This is a genomic window from Phytopseudomonas dryadis (assembly GCF_004327355.1).
GTDB classification, from domain to species: Bacteria; Pseudomonadota; Gammaproteobacteria; order Pseudomonadales; family Pseudomonadaceae; genus Aquipseudomonas; species Aquipseudomonas dryadis.
On the sequence record NZ_QJUM01000010.1, the window covers coordinates 31,848 to 49,949 of the forward strand.

The 18,102-nt window shown below is 65.7% G+C and carries 20 protein-coding genes; 6 read left to right on the forward strand and 14 right to left on the reverse strand.

What is annotated here, in order from left to right:
- Nucleotides 1–74: 74 nt before the first annotated feature.
- Both DNK34_RS10250 and DNK34_RS10255 read left to right on the forward strand, forming a co-directional pair.
- Nucleotides 75–806 carry a pirin family protein gene (locus tag DNK34_RS10250; RefSeq protein ID WP_131174625.1) on the forward strand — a complete coding sequence of 244 codons (732 nt, stop codon included), beginning with the start codon at nt 75–77 and terminating at the stop codon, nt 804–806.
- Nucleotides 807–1,072: 266 nt separating this feature from the next.
- Nucleotides 1,073–1,576: a L,D-transpeptidase family protein gene (locus DNK34_RS10255; protein ID WP_131174626.1), complete on the forward strand. Its 504-nt coding sequence runs from the start codon at nt 1,073–1,075 to the stop codon at nt 1,574–1,576.
- 10 nt (nt 1,577–1,586) lie between these two features.
- Here DNK34_RS10255 and DNK34_RS10260 read toward each other — a convergent pair whose 3' ends face one another.
- From DNK34_RS10260 to DNK34_RS10315, 12 genes are all read right to left on the reverse strand, one after another.
- Nucleotides 1,587–2,246 carry a general secretion pathway protein GspN gene (locus tag DNK34_RS10260; RefSeq protein WP_131174627.1) on the reverse strand — a complete coding sequence of 220 codons (660 nt, stop codon included), beginning with the start codon at nt 2,244–2,246 and terminating at the stop codon, nt 1,587–1,589.
- Nucleotides 2,243–2,629 (reverse strand): type II secretion system protein GspM, encoded by a 387-nt coding sequence (gene gspM, locus DNK34_RS10265; RefSeq protein WP_131174628.1) that lies wholly within the window; start codon nt 2,627–2,629, stop codon nt 2,243–2,245. The genes DNK34_RS10260 and gspM overlap by 4 nt, the downstream gene beginning before the upstream one ends.
- Nucleotides 2,626–3,732, reverse strand: coding sequence for a GspL/Epsl periplasmic domain-containing protein (locus tag DNK34_RS10270; protein ID WP_131174629.1), 1,107 nt, complete (start codon nt 3,730–3,732; stop codon nt 2,626–2,628). The genes gspM and DNK34_RS10270 overlap by 4 nt, the downstream gene beginning before the upstream one ends.
- Nucleotides 3,729–4,319, reverse strand: a complete 591-nt coding sequence (locus tag DNK34_RS10275) for a prepilin-type N-terminal cleavage/methylation domain-containing protein (protein WP_131174630.1) — start codon at nt 4,317–4,319, stop codon at nt 3,729–3,731. Before DNK34_RS10275 ends, DNK34_RS10270 begins: the two co-directional genes overlap by 4 nt.
- Nucleotides 4,316–4,681, reverse strand: coding sequence for a type II secretion system protein (locus DNK34_RS10280; RefSeq protein WP_131174631.1), 366 nt, complete (start codon nt 4,679–4,681; stop codon nt 4,316–4,318). The genes DNK34_RS10275 and DNK34_RS10280 overlap by 4 nt, the downstream gene beginning before the upstream one ends.
- Nucleotides 4,678–5,127, reverse strand: a complete 450-nt coding sequence (gene gspH, locus DNK34_RS10285; RefSeq protein WP_131174632.1) for a type II secretion system minor pseudopilin GspH — start codon at nt 5,125–5,127, stop codon at nt 4,678–4,680. Before gspH ends, DNK34_RS10280 begins: the two co-directional genes overlap by 4 nt.
- A 138-nt stretch (nt 5,128–5,265) precedes the next feature.
- Nucleotides 5,266–5,700: a type II secretion system major pseudopilin GspG gene (gene gspG, locus DNK34_RS10290; RefSeq protein WP_131174633.1), complete on the reverse strand. Its 435-nt coding sequence runs from the start codon at nt 5,698–5,700 to the stop codon at nt 5,266–5,268.
- A 14-nt stretch (nt 5,701–5,714) separates the two neighbouring features.
- A complete protein-coding gene (gspF, locus tag DNK34_RS10295) occupies nt 5,715–6,917 on the reverse strand; it encodes a type II secretion system inner membrane protein GspF (protein ID WP_131174634.1) in 1,203 nt (400 codons plus the stop codon).
- A 2-nt stretch (nt 6,918–6,919) separates the two neighbouring features.
- Nucleotides 6,920–8,368 (reverse strand): GspE/PulE family protein, encoded by a 1,449-nt coding sequence (locus DNK34_RS10300; protein ID WP_131174753.1) that lies wholly within the window; start codon nt 8,366–8,368, stop codon nt 6,920–6,922.
- Nucleotides 8,369–8,373: 5 nt separating this feature from the next.
- Entirely contained in the window at nt 8,374–10,326 is a 1,953-nt protein-coding gene (gspD, locus tag DNK34_RS10305) for a type II secretion system secretin GspD (protein WP_131174635.1), read from the reverse strand.
- A 3-nt stretch (nt 10,327–10,329) separates the two neighbouring features.
- Complete coding sequence (locus tag DNK34_RS10310; protein WP_131174636.1) at nt 10,330–10,755, reverse strand: pilus assembly protein PilZ; 426 nt, start codon at nt 10,753–10,755, stop codon at nt 10,330–10,332.
- On the reverse strand, nt 10,752–12,389 hold the full coding sequence (locus tag DNK34_RS10315; RefSeq protein ID WP_131174637.1) for a bifunctional UDP-sugar hydrolase/5'-nucleotidase: 1,638 nt from the start codon (nt 12,387–12,389) through the stop codon (nt 10,752–10,754). Before DNK34_RS10315 ends, DNK34_RS10310 begins: the two co-directional genes overlap by 4 nt.
- Nucleotides 12,390–12,633: 244 nt before the next feature.
- Here DNK34_RS10315 and DNK34_RS10320 point away from each other — a divergent pair, with 244 nt between their 5' ends.
- Complete coding sequence (locus DNK34_RS10320) at nt 12,634–14,679, forward strand: PhoX family protein (RefSeq protein WP_131174638.1); 2,046 nt, start codon at nt 12,634–12,636, stop codon at nt 14,677–14,679.
- 594 nt (nt 14,680–15,273) lie between these two features.
- On the opposite strand, the gene gspK is transcribed toward DNK34_RS10320, so the two are convergent.
- Nucleotides 15,274–16,245, reverse strand: coding sequence for a type II secretion system minor pseudopilin GspK (gene gspK, locus DNK34_RS10325; protein WP_131174639.1), 972 nt, complete (start codon nt 16,243–16,245; stop codon nt 15,274–15,276).
- A gap of 138 nt (nt 16,246–16,383) precedes the next feature.
- Between gspK and tatA the strand changes: the two genes are divergently transcribed.
- The 3 genes from tatA to tatC are packed head-to-tail and all read left to right on the forward strand — an operon-like array spanning nt 16,384 to nt 17,650.
- A complete protein-coding gene (gene tatA, locus DNK34_RS10330; protein ID WP_131174640.1) occupies nt 16,384–16,617 on the forward strand; it encodes a twin-arginine translocase TatA/TatE family subunit in 234 nt (77 codons plus the stop codon).
- Nucleotides 16,617–16,904, forward strand: coding sequence for a Sec-independent protein translocase protein TatB (gene tatB, locus DNK34_RS10335; RefSeq protein ID WP_042551978.1), 288 nt, complete (start codon nt 16,617–16,619; stop codon nt 16,902–16,904). Before tatA ends, tatB begins: the two co-directional genes overlap by 1 nt.
- Nucleotides 16,901–17,650 (forward strand): twin-arginine translocase subunit TatC, encoded by a 750-nt coding sequence (gene tatC, locus DNK34_RS10340; protein WP_131174641.1) that lies wholly within the window; start codon nt 16,901–16,903, stop codon nt 17,648–17,650. Before tatB ends, tatC begins: the two co-directional genes overlap by 4 nt.
- Nucleotides 17,651–17,695: 45 nt before the next feature.
- Here tatC and DNK34_RS10345 read toward each other — a convergent pair whose 3' ends face one another.
- Nucleotides 17,696–18,013 carry a YqfO family protein gene (locus tag DNK34_RS10345; RefSeq protein ID WP_131174642.1) on the reverse strand — a complete coding sequence of 106 codons (318 nt, stop codon included), beginning with the start codon at nt 18,011–18,013 and terminating at the stop codon, nt 17,696–17,698.
- Nucleotides 18,014–18,102: the final 89 nt, after the last annotated feature.

The window sequence follows — 18,102 nt, forward strand, 5'->3', positions numbered from 1 at the left end:
ATCGCCCCCTGGATGGTCAGTAAGATGGCCCCATGCCGCCGACAAGGCCGCTTCAATCCATAGGAGGCTTCATCATGCTGGCTATCCGTAAAGCGACCGATCGTGGCCACGCCGACCATGGCTGGCTCAAGTCCTTCCACACCTTTTCCTTCGCCGACTATTACGATCCGCGGCAAAGGGGTTTCTCCGACCTGCTGGTGATCAACGACGACAGCGTGGCGCCGGCCAAGGGTTTCGCTCAGCACCCGCACCGCAACATGGAAATCTTCTCCTACGTACTGCAGGGCGCCCTGGAACACAAGGACAGCCTGGGCAACGGCTCGGTGATCCGTCCCGGCGACGTGCAGTTGATAAGCGCCGGCAGCGGCGTGACCCATAGCGAGTACAACCACTCGGCCAGCGAACCGGTGCACTTCCTGCAGATCTGGATCGTGCCCAATGTGCGCCAGGCCGAACCGCGCTACCAGCAGGAGCACTTCAGCACCGAGCAGAAACGCGGCCGGCTGTGCCTGATCATCTCCCCGGACGGGGCCGCTGGTTCCTTGCAGGTGCGCCAGCAGGCACGGGTCTACGCCGGCTTGTTCGACGGCGCCGAGCAGGCCAGCCTGACCCTGGACGAGCATCGCTACGCCTACGTTCACGTGGCCACTGGCAGTGTCGAGCTCAACGGCCAGCGGCTGCAGGCAGGTGATGGTGCGCGCCTGCGCGGCGTCCGCGAGATCGACCTCCGCGGCGGCGAGCAGGCCGAAGCGCGCCAACGAGCTGCCATCACTGTCCTGATGCGCCTATCGGTAGCCCGGCGTTGAGCGAAGCGATACCCGGGAACGTATTCCCTGGGTATCGCTGCGCTCAACCACAGGCTACGGGCTGTCCTGACGCGCACATCGGTAGCCCGGCGTTGAGCGAAGCGATACCCGGGAGCGTATTCCCTGGGTATCGCTTCGCTCAACCACAGGCTACGGGCTCGGAGGCTATTGGCCGGTTTGCTGGCACGCCTCTAGGCGCTCCCAGGTCGCTGCCTTAGAATGAATATCCGCCGCCTACCGGCCATCTGCTCAGTCGGAAACACCCTATGCGCTGGTTGCTCGCCCTGCTCTGCTTCACGCTCTCTTGCGCGGGTCATGCCGCCACAGCGCCCGCCTCGACTGCAGCGACCGTCGACAAGGTGCTGGTGGAGAAGGCGCAGCGCCGGCTGCACCTGATCAGCCGCGGTGAAACGCTCAAGTCCTACCGTATTTCCCTGGGCAAGCAGCCGCTCGGCGCCAAGCAGTACGAAGGCGACAAACGCACGCCGGAAGGTTTCTACTGGATCGACTGGCGCCGCCCCAGCGAGAAGTACCAGTTGTCCATGCACATCTCCTACCCCAACGCCCGCGACCAGGCCCAGGCGAAAGCCGCCGGCGTGAAGCCGGGCAGCATGATCATGATCCACGGCACGCCCTTGGATGAGGAATACCCCGAGTGGTTCTTCCACACCCTGGACTGGACCGAAGGCTGCATCGCCCTGAAGAACGCCGACATGCGCGAGGTCTGGGCCCTGGTCAAGGACGGCACGCTGATCGAGATCCGGCCCTGAGGCAGCGCGGTTACCAACGTATGCTGCGCGCTACCTGCGTGCCGCCCGGCGCCAGCCATTGTGCACTGACCAGTAGCGGTTGCAGTGCCGCGCCAGGCTCGACTCGCCCCGTCAACCTGGCCTGCCTGGCGAGCAGATCGGCCGCCAATTCGGCATGATGCTGCCCAGCCAGGCTCAACTGCCCAGCCAGTTTCCAGCCAGCACTGCAATCGAGCGCCAGACGCGCCTGCCCCAGGTCCAACTGCCAGGGCGCCAGCAGCGCCAGCCCATCGGCCTGTAAATGTCCGCCTGCCGACAGGCAGCGCGACCCGCTGCCTGTCAGCTCGATCATGCCCTGCCAGTGCCCCGCCAGGCGGTAGCCGGTAGCCAGGGTATGCGGATCATTGGCGGGTTGCAGCGAGGCCTGCCAACGCCAGGGCCAGCCGGAAACCTGCAACTGCCAGCGCTGCCCCTGATAACCGGCACTCCCTTGCACCCTCAGCCGCCAGGGTTGCCAATGCCAGCGCAACGGGCCGAGATCGCCCAGGCGCTCGGCCCGCCCTTGCCAGATACTGCCACTGATGCCTGCCAGCGGGACGGGCAGCGGCGCCAACAGCCAGCGGGCGGGCAACTCGACCAGCAGCGTCAGGGCGAAGACCAGCAGCGCCCACAGCCAAGCGCGCCGCGTCATCGCTGCAGCGCCAGTTCGAAGTGCAGCGCCGAGTCGTCACGCCGCAGCCCCCAGCGCAAGGGTCGTGCACCCTCTCGCTGCAACTGCTGGAGCCAGTCCTGCAACACGCGCTCATCCTTCAACCGACCGCGCACCAGCCACTCTTCACTGCCGGGCTCCAGGGTTTCGATGCTGATTTCACGGGCCTTGGCGGCCTGCTGCAGGTCATCGGCGGTCAGTGCCCTGGCGGCTCGCAAGGCCAGGGCCGACTGAGCCAGCGCCTGCCATTGGCCGAACGCCTGCCAGCGCTGCTGGCCTTCACGCCAGGCCAGCAGCGCCAGCAATACGGCGATGATCGCCACCGCCAGCAGACGCACGCCGCGGCGCTCGAGATTCAGCCTCATGATGCGGCTCCCAGGTCGAAGGTCAAATTGAGTTCGTCGCCTGCCTGGGTCACCTGCACCGCCACGCCTATGGCGCTGGCCATCGCCTGCCAGGGTGAATCGTCGACGACCTCATGCCCCTGCAGGCGCAGCGTCCAGCGCTGACCATCGAATTGGGCGGCGCTCAATCGCCAGCTACCGTTGGCACGCAACCAGCCATCGAGTTCGGTCTGCAGATGTTCCAGTTGTCGCAAACGAAGCTGTCGCTCATCCGCCCCCAGACGCTGCTGCTTCACCCGCTGCGCGGCTTCGCGCAATGACGCGACCGGCCCGACCACCTCTTCCACCTGTGCCCGATAGACGCCCTGCTGCCGCCACTGCTGGCTGGCCCACAGGCCAGCCCAGAGCACGGCCAGGGCCAGACACACGGCAGGCAGACGCCAAAGGCCAGGGCTCATATGCCGGGCCTGGCGTTTCGCCCGGCGCCGTTCGAACAGGCTGGGCATGTCATCCAGCGCGGCGAGAGACTCGGGCCAATCGCCCTCGACCGTCTGTATCTCGAGCTCGCGCCAAACACCGGCAGGCGTTGCCGCCTGAAGCGCGACAGGCCAGGCCAGCCAGTGCTGGCGTGCCTCGGCACTGCTACCGACGAACAGGCTCGCGCCCGCGTCCTGTCGCCAGTACCATGCCGAGCCTGGAGACGGCACCGGTAATAGCTGGAACTGCGCCCAGCAACGCTGCACATCGAGTTGCCACTCGGCGCACTGGGCCAGCCAGCCATCCAGCAGCGCCTGTTCGACGCAGACCAGTTGCATGGAGCCGGGCTCACGGGCCAGGCAGCCACAGGCAAGATCCTGAGCGTTCTGCAGCAGGCGATCCTCGAGCAACAACGGCCATTCGTGACGTTTCAGCCCCGGCGGCGCGGGCACCTGAAAATGGCTGCACAGCTCGCCCGGCAGCACCAGCGCCACCCGTGTGCCCGGTATCGTCGGCGGCGCACCAGAACCTGACGCCTGCACGCGGCCCTGCTCTACCCGTGCCCATTGCCAGGCCTCGGCATGCGCACCCGGGCGCAGTAAAAGCCAGGGCCGTGCCGCGCGGCGACGCCAGCGCTCAAGTTTCATGAACGGCCCCACGGCAGGGCGAACGTACAGACATAGGGTGCTCCATCCCGCTGAAAAGTCAGGCGCACGCCCCTGTCCGGGCGCAACCTGTCCGTCGATGGCCAGGCCAGCCAGCGGCTGTCCTGACGAAAGGTAAAACTCACCGACTGCACCCGATCCAGCTGCTCGCGCAGTGTCCAGACCGGTTCGGCTGCGGCGTACAGATCGCTGGAGGTGTGCATCAGCAGACGCTGGCTGCGGCGGTCGTAAGCAAGACGCTGACGCTGCAGACGGGCACCGCCTTCGGCGCTCGGCCAGGCGCCCAGCGCCACCCACTGCAGTTGCAGCTCGTCCGGTTGCCAGTCCAGCCAGTTCAAGGCCAGCGGCAAGCGCCGCTCATGGAGCTGACGCAGCACGGTGGTATCGAAACGACGCTCCAGCGCCAGACAGAAATCCAGTACCGGCATCCCCGCAGAGCCCTGCGACAAGCGCTCGCGAACGTTGATCCAGCCATTGACCAGGGCAGCCAGCAGCACACCCAACAAGGCCGTCAGCGCCAGAGCGACCAGCAGTTCCACCAGAGTCAAACCGCGCTGCCTGTCCCTCACGGGCGCACCAGAAACAGTTGATACCGTCCCAGCGACTCGCGGCGATCGCCATCAGCGAACAGGCTCAGCTCGGCACGCCGCAGGTCCCGTACACCGGTGCCCTGCATCTGCAGTTGCCAGTGGCAGTTGCCGTGGCCCTGGGCGAGAACGCCAGCGAGGCTGTTCTGCACAGGCCAGAGCTGCTCGACCGCGAAGCGTGCTTCCAGCTCGCGGGCACACAGCGCGCCGAGTTGATGCTGCTGAACGCTTTGCTGCACGGCCAGGCGCTGGCGCAGCACCTGGCTGGTCATGACCGCCAGCGTGGCGGCGATACCCAGAGCGACCGTCACCTCAAGCAGGGTGAAACCACGCTGACGCTTCATGGCAACGACGTCCGTTGCAAGCGACCGGCGCTGTCCCACTGCCACTGTTCGCCGCCCTCTGGCCAGTGCCAGCGCAGTGCCTGCGCGCGACCGACCCCGTTTGGCGTGAAGACCAGGCGCGGCTCACCGGCAGCCGGCCAGTCAGGCCTCAGCATCGTCGGCCACTCGCCCAGCGCTACCGCCTCGACCTGCCAGCGCAGTCGATCGTTGTCGCGCACCTGGCGCACGAACTCCGGGCGCTGGCCATTCCAGCGCAGGCCATGAATCTGTCCGGCGTGCAGCGCCACTGCAGCCTGGGCGCGGCTGGCCGCGGCAAGGCGCTCCAGCGCCTGCTGCGCCGGCGCCTGGCCACTGTCGAGCCAGGCCACGCCGAGGCTGGTCAGCAAGCCGGCGATGAACAGCACCACCAGCAGCTCCAGCAGGCTGAACCCGCGCTGCCTGAACACCTACCAGAGCTCCCAGCCACGTAGGGTCGACGACGCTTTACCCGTCCACCGCTTACGATCGCAATGGTGGACAAAAAGAGCGTTGTCCACCCTACGCACTCCCGCCACCTTGCTGTCATTCCGGTTCATGGCAGCGTCTCAAAGCGCCCAGTTGCCCAGGTCGGCATCGATGCCCTCGCCGCCCTCGATGCCATCGGCGCCCAACGAATAGACGTCGACCCGACCATGCTCGCCCGGGCTGCGGTACTGGTAGGCGTTGCCCCAGGGGTCTTGCGGCAAGCGGCGGATGTAACCATCGGCGCGCCAGGCGCGCGGCAGCGGTTCGACGGTGGGCTTGATCACCAGTGCCGACAGCCCCTGCTCGTTGCTGGGGAAGCGCAGGTTGTCGAGGCGGTACATGTCCAGGGCCTGTTCGAAGGTCGACAGGTCGGCCATCACCTTCTGCTTCATGGCCTTGTCCTGGCTACCCAGTACGCTGGGCGCGACCACGGCGATCAACAGCCCCATGATGAAGATCACCACCATGATTTCCATCAGGGTGAAGCCCCGTTGAGTGAAACGATTGCTGCGCATGATGGCTCTCCTCCTCACAGTGTCAGGCCCTGATTGAGCTGCATGATTGGCAGCAGCACGGCCATTACGATGAACAGCACCACGCCGCCCATCACCAGAATCATCAGGGGTTCGAATAGCGCCATGGCGGTGTCCACCTGGCGGGCGAAGCCACGCTCCTGGTTGTCCGCCACGCGTTCGAGCATGTCCGGCAGGGTGCCGCTGGCTTCGCCACTGGCGACCATGTTCAGCAGCAACGGTGGAAAATGGCCGCTGGCCTCCAGGGCGCGGTGCAGGCTGACGCCGCCCTTCACCTCGCTGCCGACCCGCTCCAGGGCCAGGCGGATGCGCCGGTTGTTGACCGTGGCGGTCGCCACTTGCAGGGCTTCGAGCAATGGCACGCCACTGCCGGCGAGGATCGCCAGGCTGCGCGACAGCCGGGCGCTCTCCAGCACCTGCAGGAGCACGCCGACCTGGGGCAAACGCAGCAGCAGATCATCGCGGCGCAGGCACCAGTGCGGCTTGCGCAGCAGCAGCTTGCCGACCAACGCCGCCAGCAGTGCCGCGCCCAGCAGCCAGGGGCCGAGCAGCACCAGCGTATTGCTGATGCCGATCAGCAGCGTGGTGATCCACGGCAGGCTCTGCCCGGCATGGGCGAACTGTTCGGTGAGCTTGGGCACCACGAAGGTCATCAGGCCGATCACCACGGCCAGGGAAACGCCCATCAGCACGGCCGGATAGATCAGCGCGGTGCGGGCCTTGTGCTGTTGCCGCTGGACCTGCTCCAGGTGCTCGGCCAGACGTTCGAGCACCTGGGCCAGGCGACCGGAGCGCTCGCCCGCCTCGACCAGCGCGCAATACAGCGTCGAGAACACCCCGCCCTGACGCGCCAGGCTGCGGGCCAGGCCAACGCCCTCGGCGAGGGAGCCGCGCACCGCCACCAGCAGGCTGCGCAGGGCTGGCTGGACCAGTTGCCGTTCCAGGGTACCCAGTGCGTCGACCAGCGCAATGCCTGCGCCGGTGAGGGTCGCCAGTTGCCGGGTCAGCTCGCACAGTTGCGCACGGCTGACCCGCTGGCGGCGCGGCTGCCGGCTTTGCGGGTCGTGACGATGCAACTCGCGGGCGAACAAGCCGCTCTCGCGCAGCAACTGCCGGGCGTGGCGCTCGCTGTCCGCCTGCAGGCTGGCCTTGTGCGGCTTGCCGGCCAGGTCGACGGCCTGATAGCGATAGGTCGGCATACTCAGCCCTGCACCGCACGCAGCACTTCGGCGAGGCTGGTGTCGCCGCGTGCCAGGCAGTCGCAGGCCATGGCCGACAGGCTCTGCCGGCGATCCTCGAGGTAGGCCTGCATGCTCGGCTCGCTGGCGCCGCTGTACAGCAGTGCGATCAGCCCGGCATCCAGCTCGATGAATTCGTAGAGCCCCAGGCGGCCCTGATAACCGCAACCCTGGCACTCTTCGCAGCCGACCGGATGAAAGCTGTATTCGAGGCCGACCAGCTCCGGCATCAACTGCCGTTCGGCGGCCTGCAGGGGTCGACGTTCGGCACAGCCGCACAGGCGACGCACCAGGCGCTGGGCGAGCACGCCACGCAGGCAGGAAGCGATCAGGAAGGGCTCGATGCCCATGTCGCGCAGCCGCGTCACGGCACCCACTGCACTGTTGGTATGCAGGGTCGACAACACCAGATGCCCGGTGAGACTGGCCTGCACGGCAATCTGCGCGGTTTCCCGATCACGGATTTCGCCAAGCATGATCACGTCCGGGTCCTGGCGCAGGATCGCCCGCAAGCCACTGGCGAAGGTCAGCCCGGCACGCGGGTTGATGGCGGTCTGGCCGATACCGGTGATGGCGTATTCCACCGGGTCTTCGACGGTGAGGATGTTGCGGCTACCGTCATTCAGGCTGTTGAGGCTGGCGTACAGCGTGGTGGTCTTGCCCGAGCCGGTTGGCCCGGTGCTCAACACGATGCCATTGGGGCGGCCCAGGCAGGCACGCAGGCCCTGCTCCACGGCTGGCGGCATACCGAGATTGGGCAGCGCCAGCAGGCTGGCCTGCTTGTCGAGCACGCGCATCACTACTCGCTCGCCATGAATGCCCGGCAGCGTGGAAACCCGCACGTCGACCTCGCGGCCAGCGGCGCGCAGGGTGATGCGGCCATCCTGGGGCTGACGTTTTTCGGCAATATCCAGGCGTGCCATGACCTTGATCCGCGACACCAGCATGGCCGACAACGCCCGTGGCGGGCGCAGCACCTCGCGCAGGTGGCCGTCGATGCGCAGGCGCACCACCAGGCTCTGCTCGAAGGTCTCGATATGGATATCCGAGGCCTGCAACTGCAGCGCCTGGGCGAACAGACCATTGATCAGGCGGATCACCGGCGCCTCGTCGTCGCTCTCGAGCAGATCCTCGATGCGCGGCATGTCGTCTATCAGGCTGGCGAGATCGACCTGTTCGCCAATGCCCTCGATCAGCGCCGCATTCGCCCCCTCGCCAGCCTGGTACAGCTGGCCCAGGCGTTGCTCGAACTCGGCCCGCGGCAAGCGACACACCGCGCCGGGCGCACCCTCGACACGCAGCAATTCCTGCAACTGGTCGCTGTCGGCGTCATCGCACAGCCACAGGCTCCAGCTACCCTCGCTGGGCACCCAGGCCAGGCCGGCCTGACGGGCCAGGCGATAGGGCAACAGGCTCATTACCAGGCGCCCCCATCGAGGCGTGCGCGGCTTGCAGGGAAGAGCTGCTGCAGCCGGGCATCGCCGTCCAGCGCGGGCAACTTGAGCGCCGTCTCGCGCTGCAGATTCTGGTATTTCTCGGCACTGAAACTGGCGATGCTCGGCCCGTCACGCAGGATGCGCGGGCGAATGAAGACCATCAGGTTCTGCTTGACGCCGCTCTTGCCGGAGGAACGAAACAGTCGGCCGAGCCCGGGAATGTCACCGAGCAGCGGCACCTTCTGATCCGCATTGCTGACTTCGTCGCTGATCAGCCCGCCGAGAATGATCAGGCCGTTGTCCTCGACCATCACCTTGGTCTTGATCTCGCGCTTGTTGGTGATCACATCGCTGGCCGAGGCGTAGTCGGCGATCGACGACACTTCCTGAACGATGTCCAGGCGCACGCTGTTGTCGATATTGATCTGCGGCTTGATGCGCAACTTCACACCGACTTCGCGGCGCTCGATGGTCTGGTACGGGTTGCTGTTGTTCTGGGTCACCGAGCCGGTGACGAAGGGTACTTCCTGGCCAACCAGAATCGACGCCTCAGCGTTGTCCAGGGTCAGCAGCGTCGGCGTGGAAAGCAGGTTGAAGCCGCTCTTGCTCTTCAGCGCATTGAGCAGCACGGCGAAATTGAATCCGCCACCGAAATGGCCGATGCCGGCGGTCGCGCCGTTGACACCGGAAAGCAGCTCACCGAGGGCGGCGTTGTCGCCACTGGCCGCCGCACCGGCGATACCCGCGATGTTCGCGCCGCCCGCGCTGAAGTTGACCACCCCGGCGCCAAGTTTCTCGTCGGCGAACAGCCACTGCACGCCCAGCTCTTCGGCACGGGAATCGGAGACCTCGGCGATGATCGCCTCGACCACCACCTGGGCACGGCGGATGTCCAGTTGTTCGACGATGGAGCGGTAGGCTGCCAGCTCGCTGTCCGGGCCGACCATCACCACTGCGTTGCTGCCCTCCTCGTACTCCAGGCGCACACCCGAATCACTGATCGGCAGGCGTGCAGCCTGGACGCCCTCCGTGCCCTCGCCGGGGGCCTGGGGGGCCTCCTGACTGAGACCGCGCAACACCTTCACCACCTCAGCGGCGTTGGCATGGCGCAGGTAGATCACCTGGGTATTGGAGCTACGCAGCTCGCCACCCGGCCGATCCAGTTGTGTCAGCAGGGCACGCACCCGCTCACGGCTGGCCGCACTGCCACGTACCAGCAAGGCGTTGCTGCGCGGATCGGCGATCACCTGGGCGCTGTCGCCGCCCTTCTCGCTGGCCAGCAGGCGAGTGATCAGCACGCTGGTGTCGGCAGCGCTGGCATGCTGCAGGGGCATCACCTGCAACGGCTCGTCACTGACCTGATCGAGCTCGGCCAGCAGGCGATCGATACGTTCCAGATTGCTGCGCCAGTCGGTGACCACCAGCAGGTTGGCGGCGGGATACGGCGTGATGACGCCCACCCGTGGGTCGATCAGCGGCTTGAGGATGCCGAGCAGTTGTTCGCTGGCGGCGTTGCGTACGCTGAATACCCGGGTGGCGATACCGTCGCCGCCGGCCTGCTGTGCGCCGCTGGGGTCCACGGGCACCGGTTCCAGGCGCGCCGCCTGATCGGGGAGAATCTTCACGCTGCCGTTGGGCAGATTGACCGCGGCAAAACCCTGGGCACGCAGTTGCGCGAGAAAGATGTCGTAGATCGCTTCGCTGTCATGGCGCTCGACCGTGCGCACGGTGACCTTGCCCTTGACCCGCGGGTCGACGATAAAGGTCGTGCCGGTGATCTGCGACACGCTGTCGATGAACTCGCCGAGTTCGGTGTCGACGAAATTCACCTCGTACAGCGGCGACTCGGCGACCGGCAGGTCCAGCCCTTCATCAGCCAGAGTCTGGGCTGATCCCAGGGCCAGCAGAGCGGCCAGGCAGTAGCGAACGATCATCTCTTATCCTTGCCGCTTGAAGCCGGTCACGGCAGGCCGTGGCGGCCAGGGCAGGCGCTCGCGCCGCCCCTGGTTATCGAAAATCAGCCCGGTTTCGTCGATGTCCTGCAGCACGATGCCGGGCGCCAGGCGTTGCCCACGGCTGACGCTGCGCACCTGCTGGCCGTAGCGCAGCACCACCACGGTGGCGCTCAGCGGCACCGCGCGCAGCCCGCCCAGGTACTGGATCGGCAGGCGGGTCAGCGGCAGTGCGTCGCCATCGGCATTCAGTTGCCAGTGGCCCACCAGCAGGCCAGGGGGCGCTGCCACATCGACGGCAGCGGCACGGGCCGGTTGCGGTTCACGGCTGAGCTGCAATACGCACTGCGCCGCCAGCCAGGCGCCGAGGGTCAGCCACAGGCCGCTCCACAGTCGCTGTGCGCTGATCAACTGACGCCTCTGGGATGCCAGCCGGGATGGCCCTGTACGTAGCGCACGCTGGGCAGATGCAGAGCAGGTAGCTGCCAGTCGCTCGGTTGCGTGGCCAACCACGCCTCGACGCGCTGCCACAGCGGTTCATCGGCGTTGGCGTCGTAGGCCATGGAAACACTGCGGCACATGCCGTCGAGCGGAGCCAGGCCGGAAACGCGCTTGCCGGTCGGACTGTAGTTGACCTGCCAGGCCTGCCCCTGCCAGCGCGGCAGATCCTGGCTGTTGTCGAGTAACAGGGGATCACCGAACAGTTGCTCGGCTGCGTTTTCCAGCACGCCTTCGAGAGGTTTTACCGGCGCCTCCACGACGGGAGCCGGATAACCGCCAGTCAGGCTGATCAGTTGTTCTCGGGTAATCGCCTGGCCGGCGGCTACGGGGCTGTCGTAACGCAGCCCAGGCAGCAACACCTGCATCTTGCCGTCATCGGACAATGCCTGATGCAGCAGGCGGTCCCAGCTGCCACCCCGGGTATCGCGACGCCACAGCGCCTGCGGCGCCTTGGCCAGTGGCTGATCGAGCCAAGCGGCGTGCGGCGCCCGCTGGGCCTGCAACTGCGTACGCAAGCGCGCCGCATGCACCTGGCCCGCCGGGGAAAGCAGATGTTCGAACGCCGGGTGAAAGCGCGCGACGAACGTCCATTGTCCCGCCTGCCGCTGGCACCCGATATGAAAGGCACCGCTGGCCCGACAGCCGCCAAGTACCACCGGCACCCGTCTGCCGCTGCTCTGCAGTACCTCGATCGGCGCCGGCCAGAAGTCCTGACCACGGGCACACAACAGCAGATCGGCATCGCTCAGGCGTTCGGCCAGCCACAGGCCGGGACCGGTCCCGACATCGGCCAGGGCGATGACCAGATCGGCCTGGGCACGTGCCTCCTTGAAGGCCGGCAGCAGCGATTGGTACCACTGTTTCAAGGAAGCGTTCTGATCCCCGGCATAAGGGTCGGTAATCCCCACTACCGCGATCCGCACCCCGGCGCGCCGGATGAGGGTGAAGGGTTCGCTACCCAGCGCCTGGGCCTGGGCGTCTGCAAGGCCGGCGCCGACGACGGGCCGAGCGAAATGCCGATAAAGGCCGGCACAGCGTTGTGGCCACAGCACACGCTCATCGCTGCTGACCCGCACCTCGCTGCCGAGCAGTTGGCTACCCTGCGCGCCACTCTCCCCCTGGGTCAGATAGGCCAGCCCGCTGCCGTTCCAGCCCTGGCCGTTCTCCAGGGTCAGGCAGCGCTCGGCGCCATGGTGCTGACGCAGTTCTTCCAGCAAGGCACCCAGTACGGCATAACCACCGGTGCTGACGCCTTCGGCCAGGCGCGCATCGAGCAGCGGATTGAGTTCGCCGCGTGCCTGGTGGGCATTGCTGCCACTAATCCAGGGCGCTCGCCCGAGGTGGGAAACCGGGCCCAGTCGAGTGGCCGGAACCACCGGTTGACCAGGCTGCCGTGCATCCAGGGTATCGGCGAAATACAGCAATTCCAGTTCGGATTGCCCGTCCTGCCGTGGGGTCGCGAAGCCCGAGCAGGCGCTGAGCATCGGGGCCATTGCACCGATGCCCATCCAGCTCATCACTTCACGTCTGCCGATGTTCGTCATCGCCCCCGCTCGCCTCACCTTTATCCATTGTTCGGGGCGGAATACTGGGCAGCTTATGTGACAGTTTAATGGCAGTTATTCGACAGCCCTGCCTGGGCCATGAATCAAAAAAATAAGATAAATCAGCCTGATAGCGTCATAAAGCCTTCAATAGTCGTTAACAGAACTGCCAAAAAATCATCACACTCGGTCTCTAAAGTCTCGGCTTCCTCAAGCAGTTTCAACAGAAGAAGGACATGACCTGATGAGTCGAGATACCGGCGATAACCTGGATCGCAACCCCAGTGGCAACCTGCCGATGGCTTCGGTTCTGGACGCCTATCTGAGCCGTCGTAGCGTGATGCGCGGTGGCCTGGGCGCCGCGATCGCCATGATCGCGGGCACCGGCCTCACCGGCTGTTTCGACAGCGGCGGTTCCAGCAACGACAGCCCCGCCACCGAGCCCCCCTCCGAGCCGAAACTGGCGCTGGGCTTCGAGTCCATCGCCGGCTCGCGCACCGATGCCTGCGTGGTAGCCGCCGGTTACAGCGCCTATGTGCTGGCCCCCTGGGGAACGCCGTTCAACAGCGCGGGGGGAACCTGGAAAGCGGATGGCAGCAACAGCCCCGAGGAACAGGCCAACTCGGCCGGCATGCATCACGACGGCATGCACTTCTTCCCCATCAACGGCAGCTCGGACGACGGCCTGCTGGCGGTCAACTATGAATACATCGATGCCAACGCACTGCATCCCAACGGCCCGACCCTGGATGCCAGTGGCAAGCGCCCGGTCGATGAAGTGCGCAAGGAAATCAACGCCCACGGCGCTGGCGTCATGCGCATCAGCAAGGTCAACGGCCGCTGGCAGATCGTCGACAATGACCCGCTCAACCGTCGCTACACCACCGCCACGCTGATGGATATCGCCGGTCCGCTGCGCGGCAGCGACCACCTCAAGACCAGGTTCTCCACCGACGGCACCCAGACCCGCGGCACCAACAACAACTGCGGCAACGGCTACACCCCCTGGGGCACCTACCTGACCTGCGAGGAGAACTGGCCAGGCATCTTCGTCAATACCGGCACCCTCCCCGCCGATCAGCAACGCATCGGCATCAGCACCACGCGCGGCAATTACCGCTGGGAAACCGCCGCCGGTGACGCCAGCGAGATCGACGATGAATTCGCCCGTTTCAACGTCACCCCGACCGGTGCATCGGCTACCGACGACTATCGCAACGAGGCCAGCACCTACGGCTACATCGTCGAGATCGACCCCTACACCGCCAACAGCCGCGCGGTGAAACGCACCGCTCTCGGCCGTTTCCGCCACGAGGGTTGCTGGCCGACGCTGCCGGTGGTCGGCAAGCCGGTGGTGTTCTACAGCGGCGACGATTCCCGTGGCGAATACCTGTACAAGTTCGTCTCCGCGGCACTCTGGGAAGCCGCGGACGCCAACCCCAGCGACCGCCTGGCCACCGGTGCCAAGTACATGGACAACGGTACCCTGTACGTGGCGCGCTTCAACGACGACGGCTCCGGCGACTGGCTGCCGCTGACCGTGGACAGTCCCACCACCAGCGGCAGCACCCTGGGCGCGCTGTTCACCGACCTGCAGGGGATCATCCTCAATACCCGTGGCGCCGCCGATGCCGTGGGCGCGACGCCGATGGACCGACCGGAGTGGACCGCTGTCAACCCGCTCAACGGCGACGTCTACCTGACCCTGACCAACAACAGCAACCGCACCGCCGCCGATGTGGACGCCGCCAACCCGCGCGGGCCGAACAACCATGGCCACATCATCCGCTGGCACGACAGCGACGACCAGCTGAGCTTCGACTGGGACATCTTCGTATTCGGCGCCAACGCCTCGGGCACGCCCGATATCAACCGCTCCGGGCTGACCGAACTCAACCAGTTCGCCAGCCCGGACGGCATGAGCTTCGACAGCCGCGGGATCCTGTGGATCCAGACCGACAATGGCGAAGAGAGCGTGACCAGCTACACCAACGACCAGATGCTGGCAGTGATCCCCAGCAACCTGGTCGACGCCAGTGGCGAGCAGGTACCGGTCAACGCCGAGAACCAGGTGGACCTGCGCCGTTTCTTCGTCGGCCCCAACGGCAGCGAAGTGACCGGCATCGCCTTCGCGCCGGACAACAAGACGATCTTCGTCAACATCCAGCATCCGGGTAACTGGCCGTCCACCGACGTCGCTACGGACGAAACGCCAGCCGGCACCAGCGTTCGTCCACGGGCCGCCACGGTGGTGATCCAGCGCAACGACGGCGGCGAAATCGGCGTCTGACCTGCCCACGCGGCACGGGGTCATCTCGTGCCGTATCTCTTCGCCTGGATCGAGCACCGCGACATCCAGGCCCCTCTTTCCGTATCTCACCACGCTCGACATCGGCTACAAAAGCACCCGGTGCGTAGCCCGCGGTTGAGCGCAGCGATTGATGGCAACGGCATGCCCATCCGCTGGATGAGCACGATCGCATCGCCCGCAAGCGGGCTCCTACGGATAAGATCACCACGCATTGTAGGAGCTGCGACCCCGCGGCGAATGGTGGCAACACCGCGGACTTTCAGAATGGCTACCATCGCATTCGCGCCGGGGGGGGACGCTCCTACACGAACAGCGTCGGACGCCCATCTCGCAGACAACTCGATAGTGCAGGAGCCGGCTTGTCGGCGATCCGCGAGCGCACTGTCAATTCATCTGAATACCCGCTTCGTAGCCTGCGGTTGAGCGCAGCGATACCCAGGTTCAGCATCAGCAGGCGTCACTCGCCAGGTATGGCAGCGCCGCAGCGATTGATGGCTGTGACATTTCCTCTGGTGGATACCTACAATCGCATCGCCCGTAAGCGGGCTCCTACACAGCTACGGACGACTCGCGCTACAAGTCGAACGGCAAGGGTTCGCGGCTGATCACCTGCACCCGCTGCACCGGCACCTGTGCGTGCCAGCGCACCACCCCCTGAGCCTGCACCTGGAACTGGCTGCCGATCAGCCGGTCATCCTGCTCGAACGCGAGCTGCAGCATGAAATCGCCGCTGTTGAGCAGCAAGCCCTCACTGAGGCGCTCGAAGGTCAGGTCGTCCACGGCGCCCAGTGCCTCGCGCAAGGCCGCCACATCGCGGTAACCATTGGCCGGGCGTCCGGTGATGATACGAGCCAGCAAGGAACGCGCGAACTCGCCCTCGTAGAGCGCATCGAGCAGGGGCAGGTGTTCCAGGCTCAAGGCATTGGCATTCAAGCGCCAGCCCGATGTCTGCGGCAGTGCACAGAGTTGCGGATAACGCAGCTGCCGCCCGCGCTGCGGCGTGAGCAGCAGGTTCAGTTCACTCATGTCCACCATGGGCTGATCGGCGGCGAGCCGAGGCGGCGTCTGGCGCAGGTACTGGTCGCTTTCGGCACCGTGCAGGCGGCTCTGGCCGTCGCTGTCGATCCAGTCAGCCAGGGCATGCACCAGTTGTTCGGCGGCCAGGTCGTCACCAAGCAGGTATTGCAACTGGCGCTCGGCCCGTTCGGCCTCCTGCCCGGCCAGCGCATTGACGTTGAAGCAGCTGTGCAGATCACGGATGCGCAGGGTCGCCGCACCGCCGGCGAAGTCGTAACGCAACGGCTGCCCACGCAGGGCTTGCCAGAACAGCGGGCTCTGCCGCCAAGCAGGATCCCTGAGTGCCTGTTCGGCGAACGCCAGGCCGGCGACCTCCATGGCTCGCGCCTGGATTCGCTGCTGTTGCAGGCGCACCGCATCGACCTGCTGTCGTCCTTGCTGCACCATCCACGCCAGCCCACCGGCGAGCATGGCCAAGGCCACCAGCACCATCAATAACGCTGCGCCGCGCTGCTGCCTGCCGCCCATCGCTCACCCCTCGAACCAAGAGCCGACAGTCAACAGGCTGAATGTTGCAGAGAGGTGGCAGCCACCTCTTTTCGTCATCGACGCGTCATAAAGCCCAGGCAGATTAGCCCTTCAATTTCATCGCGTTGGAGAGTTTTCATGGGCGGCATCGGTATCTGGCAACTGGTCATCGTGCTGTTGATCGTGTTTCTGTTGTTCGGCAGCAAACGCCTCAAGACGCTGGGTGGCGATCTCGGTGAAACCATTCAGGGTTTCCGCAAATCCATGGCCGGCAACAACGAAGCGGACGAGCCGCCAGCACAGGTCCAGCAGCAGGCACCGCTGTCGGGAACCGCCCAGCAGTCCCACACCCACACGGATCGCCAGGCCTGATGTTCGAAATAGGCTTCACCGAACTGCTGCTGGTGAGCGTGGTGGCGCTGCTGGTGCTCGGCCCGGAACGCCTGCCGGTCGCAGCCCGCACCCTGGGGCGCGGCCTTGGCCAGGCAAAACGGGCGATGGGCATGCTGCGTGATCAGGTAGAACGTGAACTCGATGCCCAGGCCGTGAGCAAGGAACTGGACGCCGCGCCGTTGCGGCAACTGGAGCAGGAACTGCGTCGCGGCATCAACCTGCAGGAGCCGCAACCAGCCGTAGGCAAATCGGAGGGCAGCGCATGAGCAGCATGCCATTGACGGCGCACCTGGGCGAACTGCGCAAGCGACTGGTGCGCTGCCTGCTGGTGATTGCGCTGGCGTTCCTCGGCCTGTTCCCCTTCGCGCAGACCCTTTACACACTGATCTCCGAGCCGCTGCGCCGCTACCTGCCCGAAGGCGCGAGCATGATCGCCACCAGCGTGACCTCGCCTTTCCTGGCGCCATTCAAGCTGACCATGATGGTCGCCGTGTTCCTCTGCATGCCGGTACTGCTGCATCAGGCGTGGGGGTTCGTGGCACCGGGGCTGTATCGCCGCGAGCGGCGCATCGCGGTGCCCCTGCTGGTCTCGAGCATCCTGCTGTTCTATGCCGGCATGGCCTTCGCGTTCTTCGCGGTGTTCCCGATGATGTTCGGCTTCTTCGCCAGCGTCACGCCGGACGGCGTGGAAATGATGACCGATATCGCCCTGTACCTGGATTTCATCCTCGCCCTGTTCCTGGCCTTCGGGCTGGCCTTCGAAATTCCGGTGGCCACCTTCATCATCGTCTGGGCCGGACTGACGGACGTCGACACGCTGCGCCGCAGCCGGCCCTACGTGATCGTCGGCTGCTTCGTGGTCGGCATGCTGCTGACCCCGCCCGACGTGTTCTCGCAAACCATGCTGGCGGTGCCGATGTGGCTGCTGTTCGAAGTCGGCCTGATCGCCTGCGGCAGCATCCAGCGCCGGCCGAAGCAGGAAGGCGAGCAGGAACTGGCAGTCACCGAGTGAAGCTCGAGACGGGCGCCTCGAGCACGGGAAAGATGGCGGGTCGAGTCAGAACTGCAGATCGGACAGGCGCCACACATCGAAGGCTGGCGCTTCGTAGGGGTGGCTCTGCTTGAGGGCCTTGACCGCGTTATGGATCAATTCGTCGGCCACCACCAGCTCGACCTTCCATTCGGCGACCGTTTCCAGGGTGCCGTTCTGGCCGAGAAACGGCTGACTGCCTTCCAGAGGGCGAAACTGGCCGCGACCTAGGGTCTGCCAACAGCAATGGTCGTACTGACCGACACGCCCGCCGCCCGCCGCGAATACCGCCGCCTTGACGCTATCGACATGGGTTTCCGGGACGTAGAAACACAGTTTGTACATCAACCACTCCGCTGCAAGTCGCTGAAAGTAGAACCAATCATGCCACAAGATAGTGGCACTTGGCCTTCAAGGAGCGTGATAAAGGCATC

Coding starts and splice junctions, on each gene's coding strand:
- DNK34_RS10250 (WP_131174625.1), top strand. CDS start 75: ATGCTGGCTATCCGTAAAGCGACCGATCGTGGCCACGCCGACCATGGC.
- DNK34_RS10255 (WP_131174626.1), top strand. CDS start 1,073: ATGCGCTGGTTGCTCGCCCTGCTCTGCTTCACGCTCTCTTGCGCGGGT.
- DNK34_RS10260 (WP_131174627.1), bottom strand. CDS start 2,246: ATGACGCGGCGCGCTTGGCTGTGGGCGCTGCTGGTCTTCGCCCTGACG.
- gspM (WP_131174628.1), bottom strand. CDS start 2,629: ATGAGGCTGAATCTCGAGCGCCGCGGCGTGCGTCTGCTGGCGGTGGCG.
- DNK34_RS10270 (WP_131174629.1), bottom strand. CDS start 3,732: ATGAAACTTGAGCGCTGGCGTCGCCGCGCGGCACGGCCCTGGCTTTTA.
- DNK34_RS10280 (WP_131174631.1), bottom strand. CDS start 4,681: ATGAAGCGTCAGCGTGGTTTCACCCTGCTTGAGGTGACGGTCGCTCTG.
- gspG (WP_131174633.1), bottom strand. CDS start 5,700: ATGCGCAGCAATCGTTTCACTCAACGGGGCTTCACCCTGATGGAAATC.
- gspF (WP_131174634.1), bottom strand. CDS start 6,917: ATGCCGACCTATCGCTATCAGGCCGTCGACCTGGCCGGCAAGCCGCAC.
- gspD (WP_131174635.1), bottom strand. CDS start 10,326: ATGATCGTTCGCTACTGCCTGGCCGCTCTGCTGGCCCTGGGATCAGCC.
- DNK34_RS10315 (WP_131174637.1), bottom strand. CDS start 12,389: ATGACGAACATCGGCAGACGTGAAGTGATGAGCTGGATGGGCATCGGT.
- DNK34_RS10320 (WP_131174638.1), top strand. CDS start 12,634: ATGAGTCGAGATACCGGCGATAACCTGGATCGCAACCCCAGTGGCAAC.
- gspK (WP_131174639.1), bottom strand. CDS start 16,245: ATGGGCGGCAGGCAGCAGCGCGGCGCAGCGTTATTGATGGTGCTGGTG.
- tatA (WP_131174640.1), top strand. CDS start 16,384: ATGGGCGGCATCGGTATCTGGCAACTGGTCATCGTGCTGTTGATCGTG.
- tatB (WP_042551978.1), top strand. CDS start 16,617: ATGTTCGAAATAGGCTTCACCGAACTGCTGCTGGTGAGCGTGGTGGCG.
- tatC (WP_131174641.1), top strand. CDS start 16,901: ATGAGCAGCATGCCATTGACGGCGCACCTGGGCGAACTGCGCAAGCGA.
- DNK34_RS10345 (WP_131174642.1), bottom strand. CDS start 18,013: ATGTACAAACTGTGTTTCTACGTCCCGGAAACCCATGTCGATAGCGTC.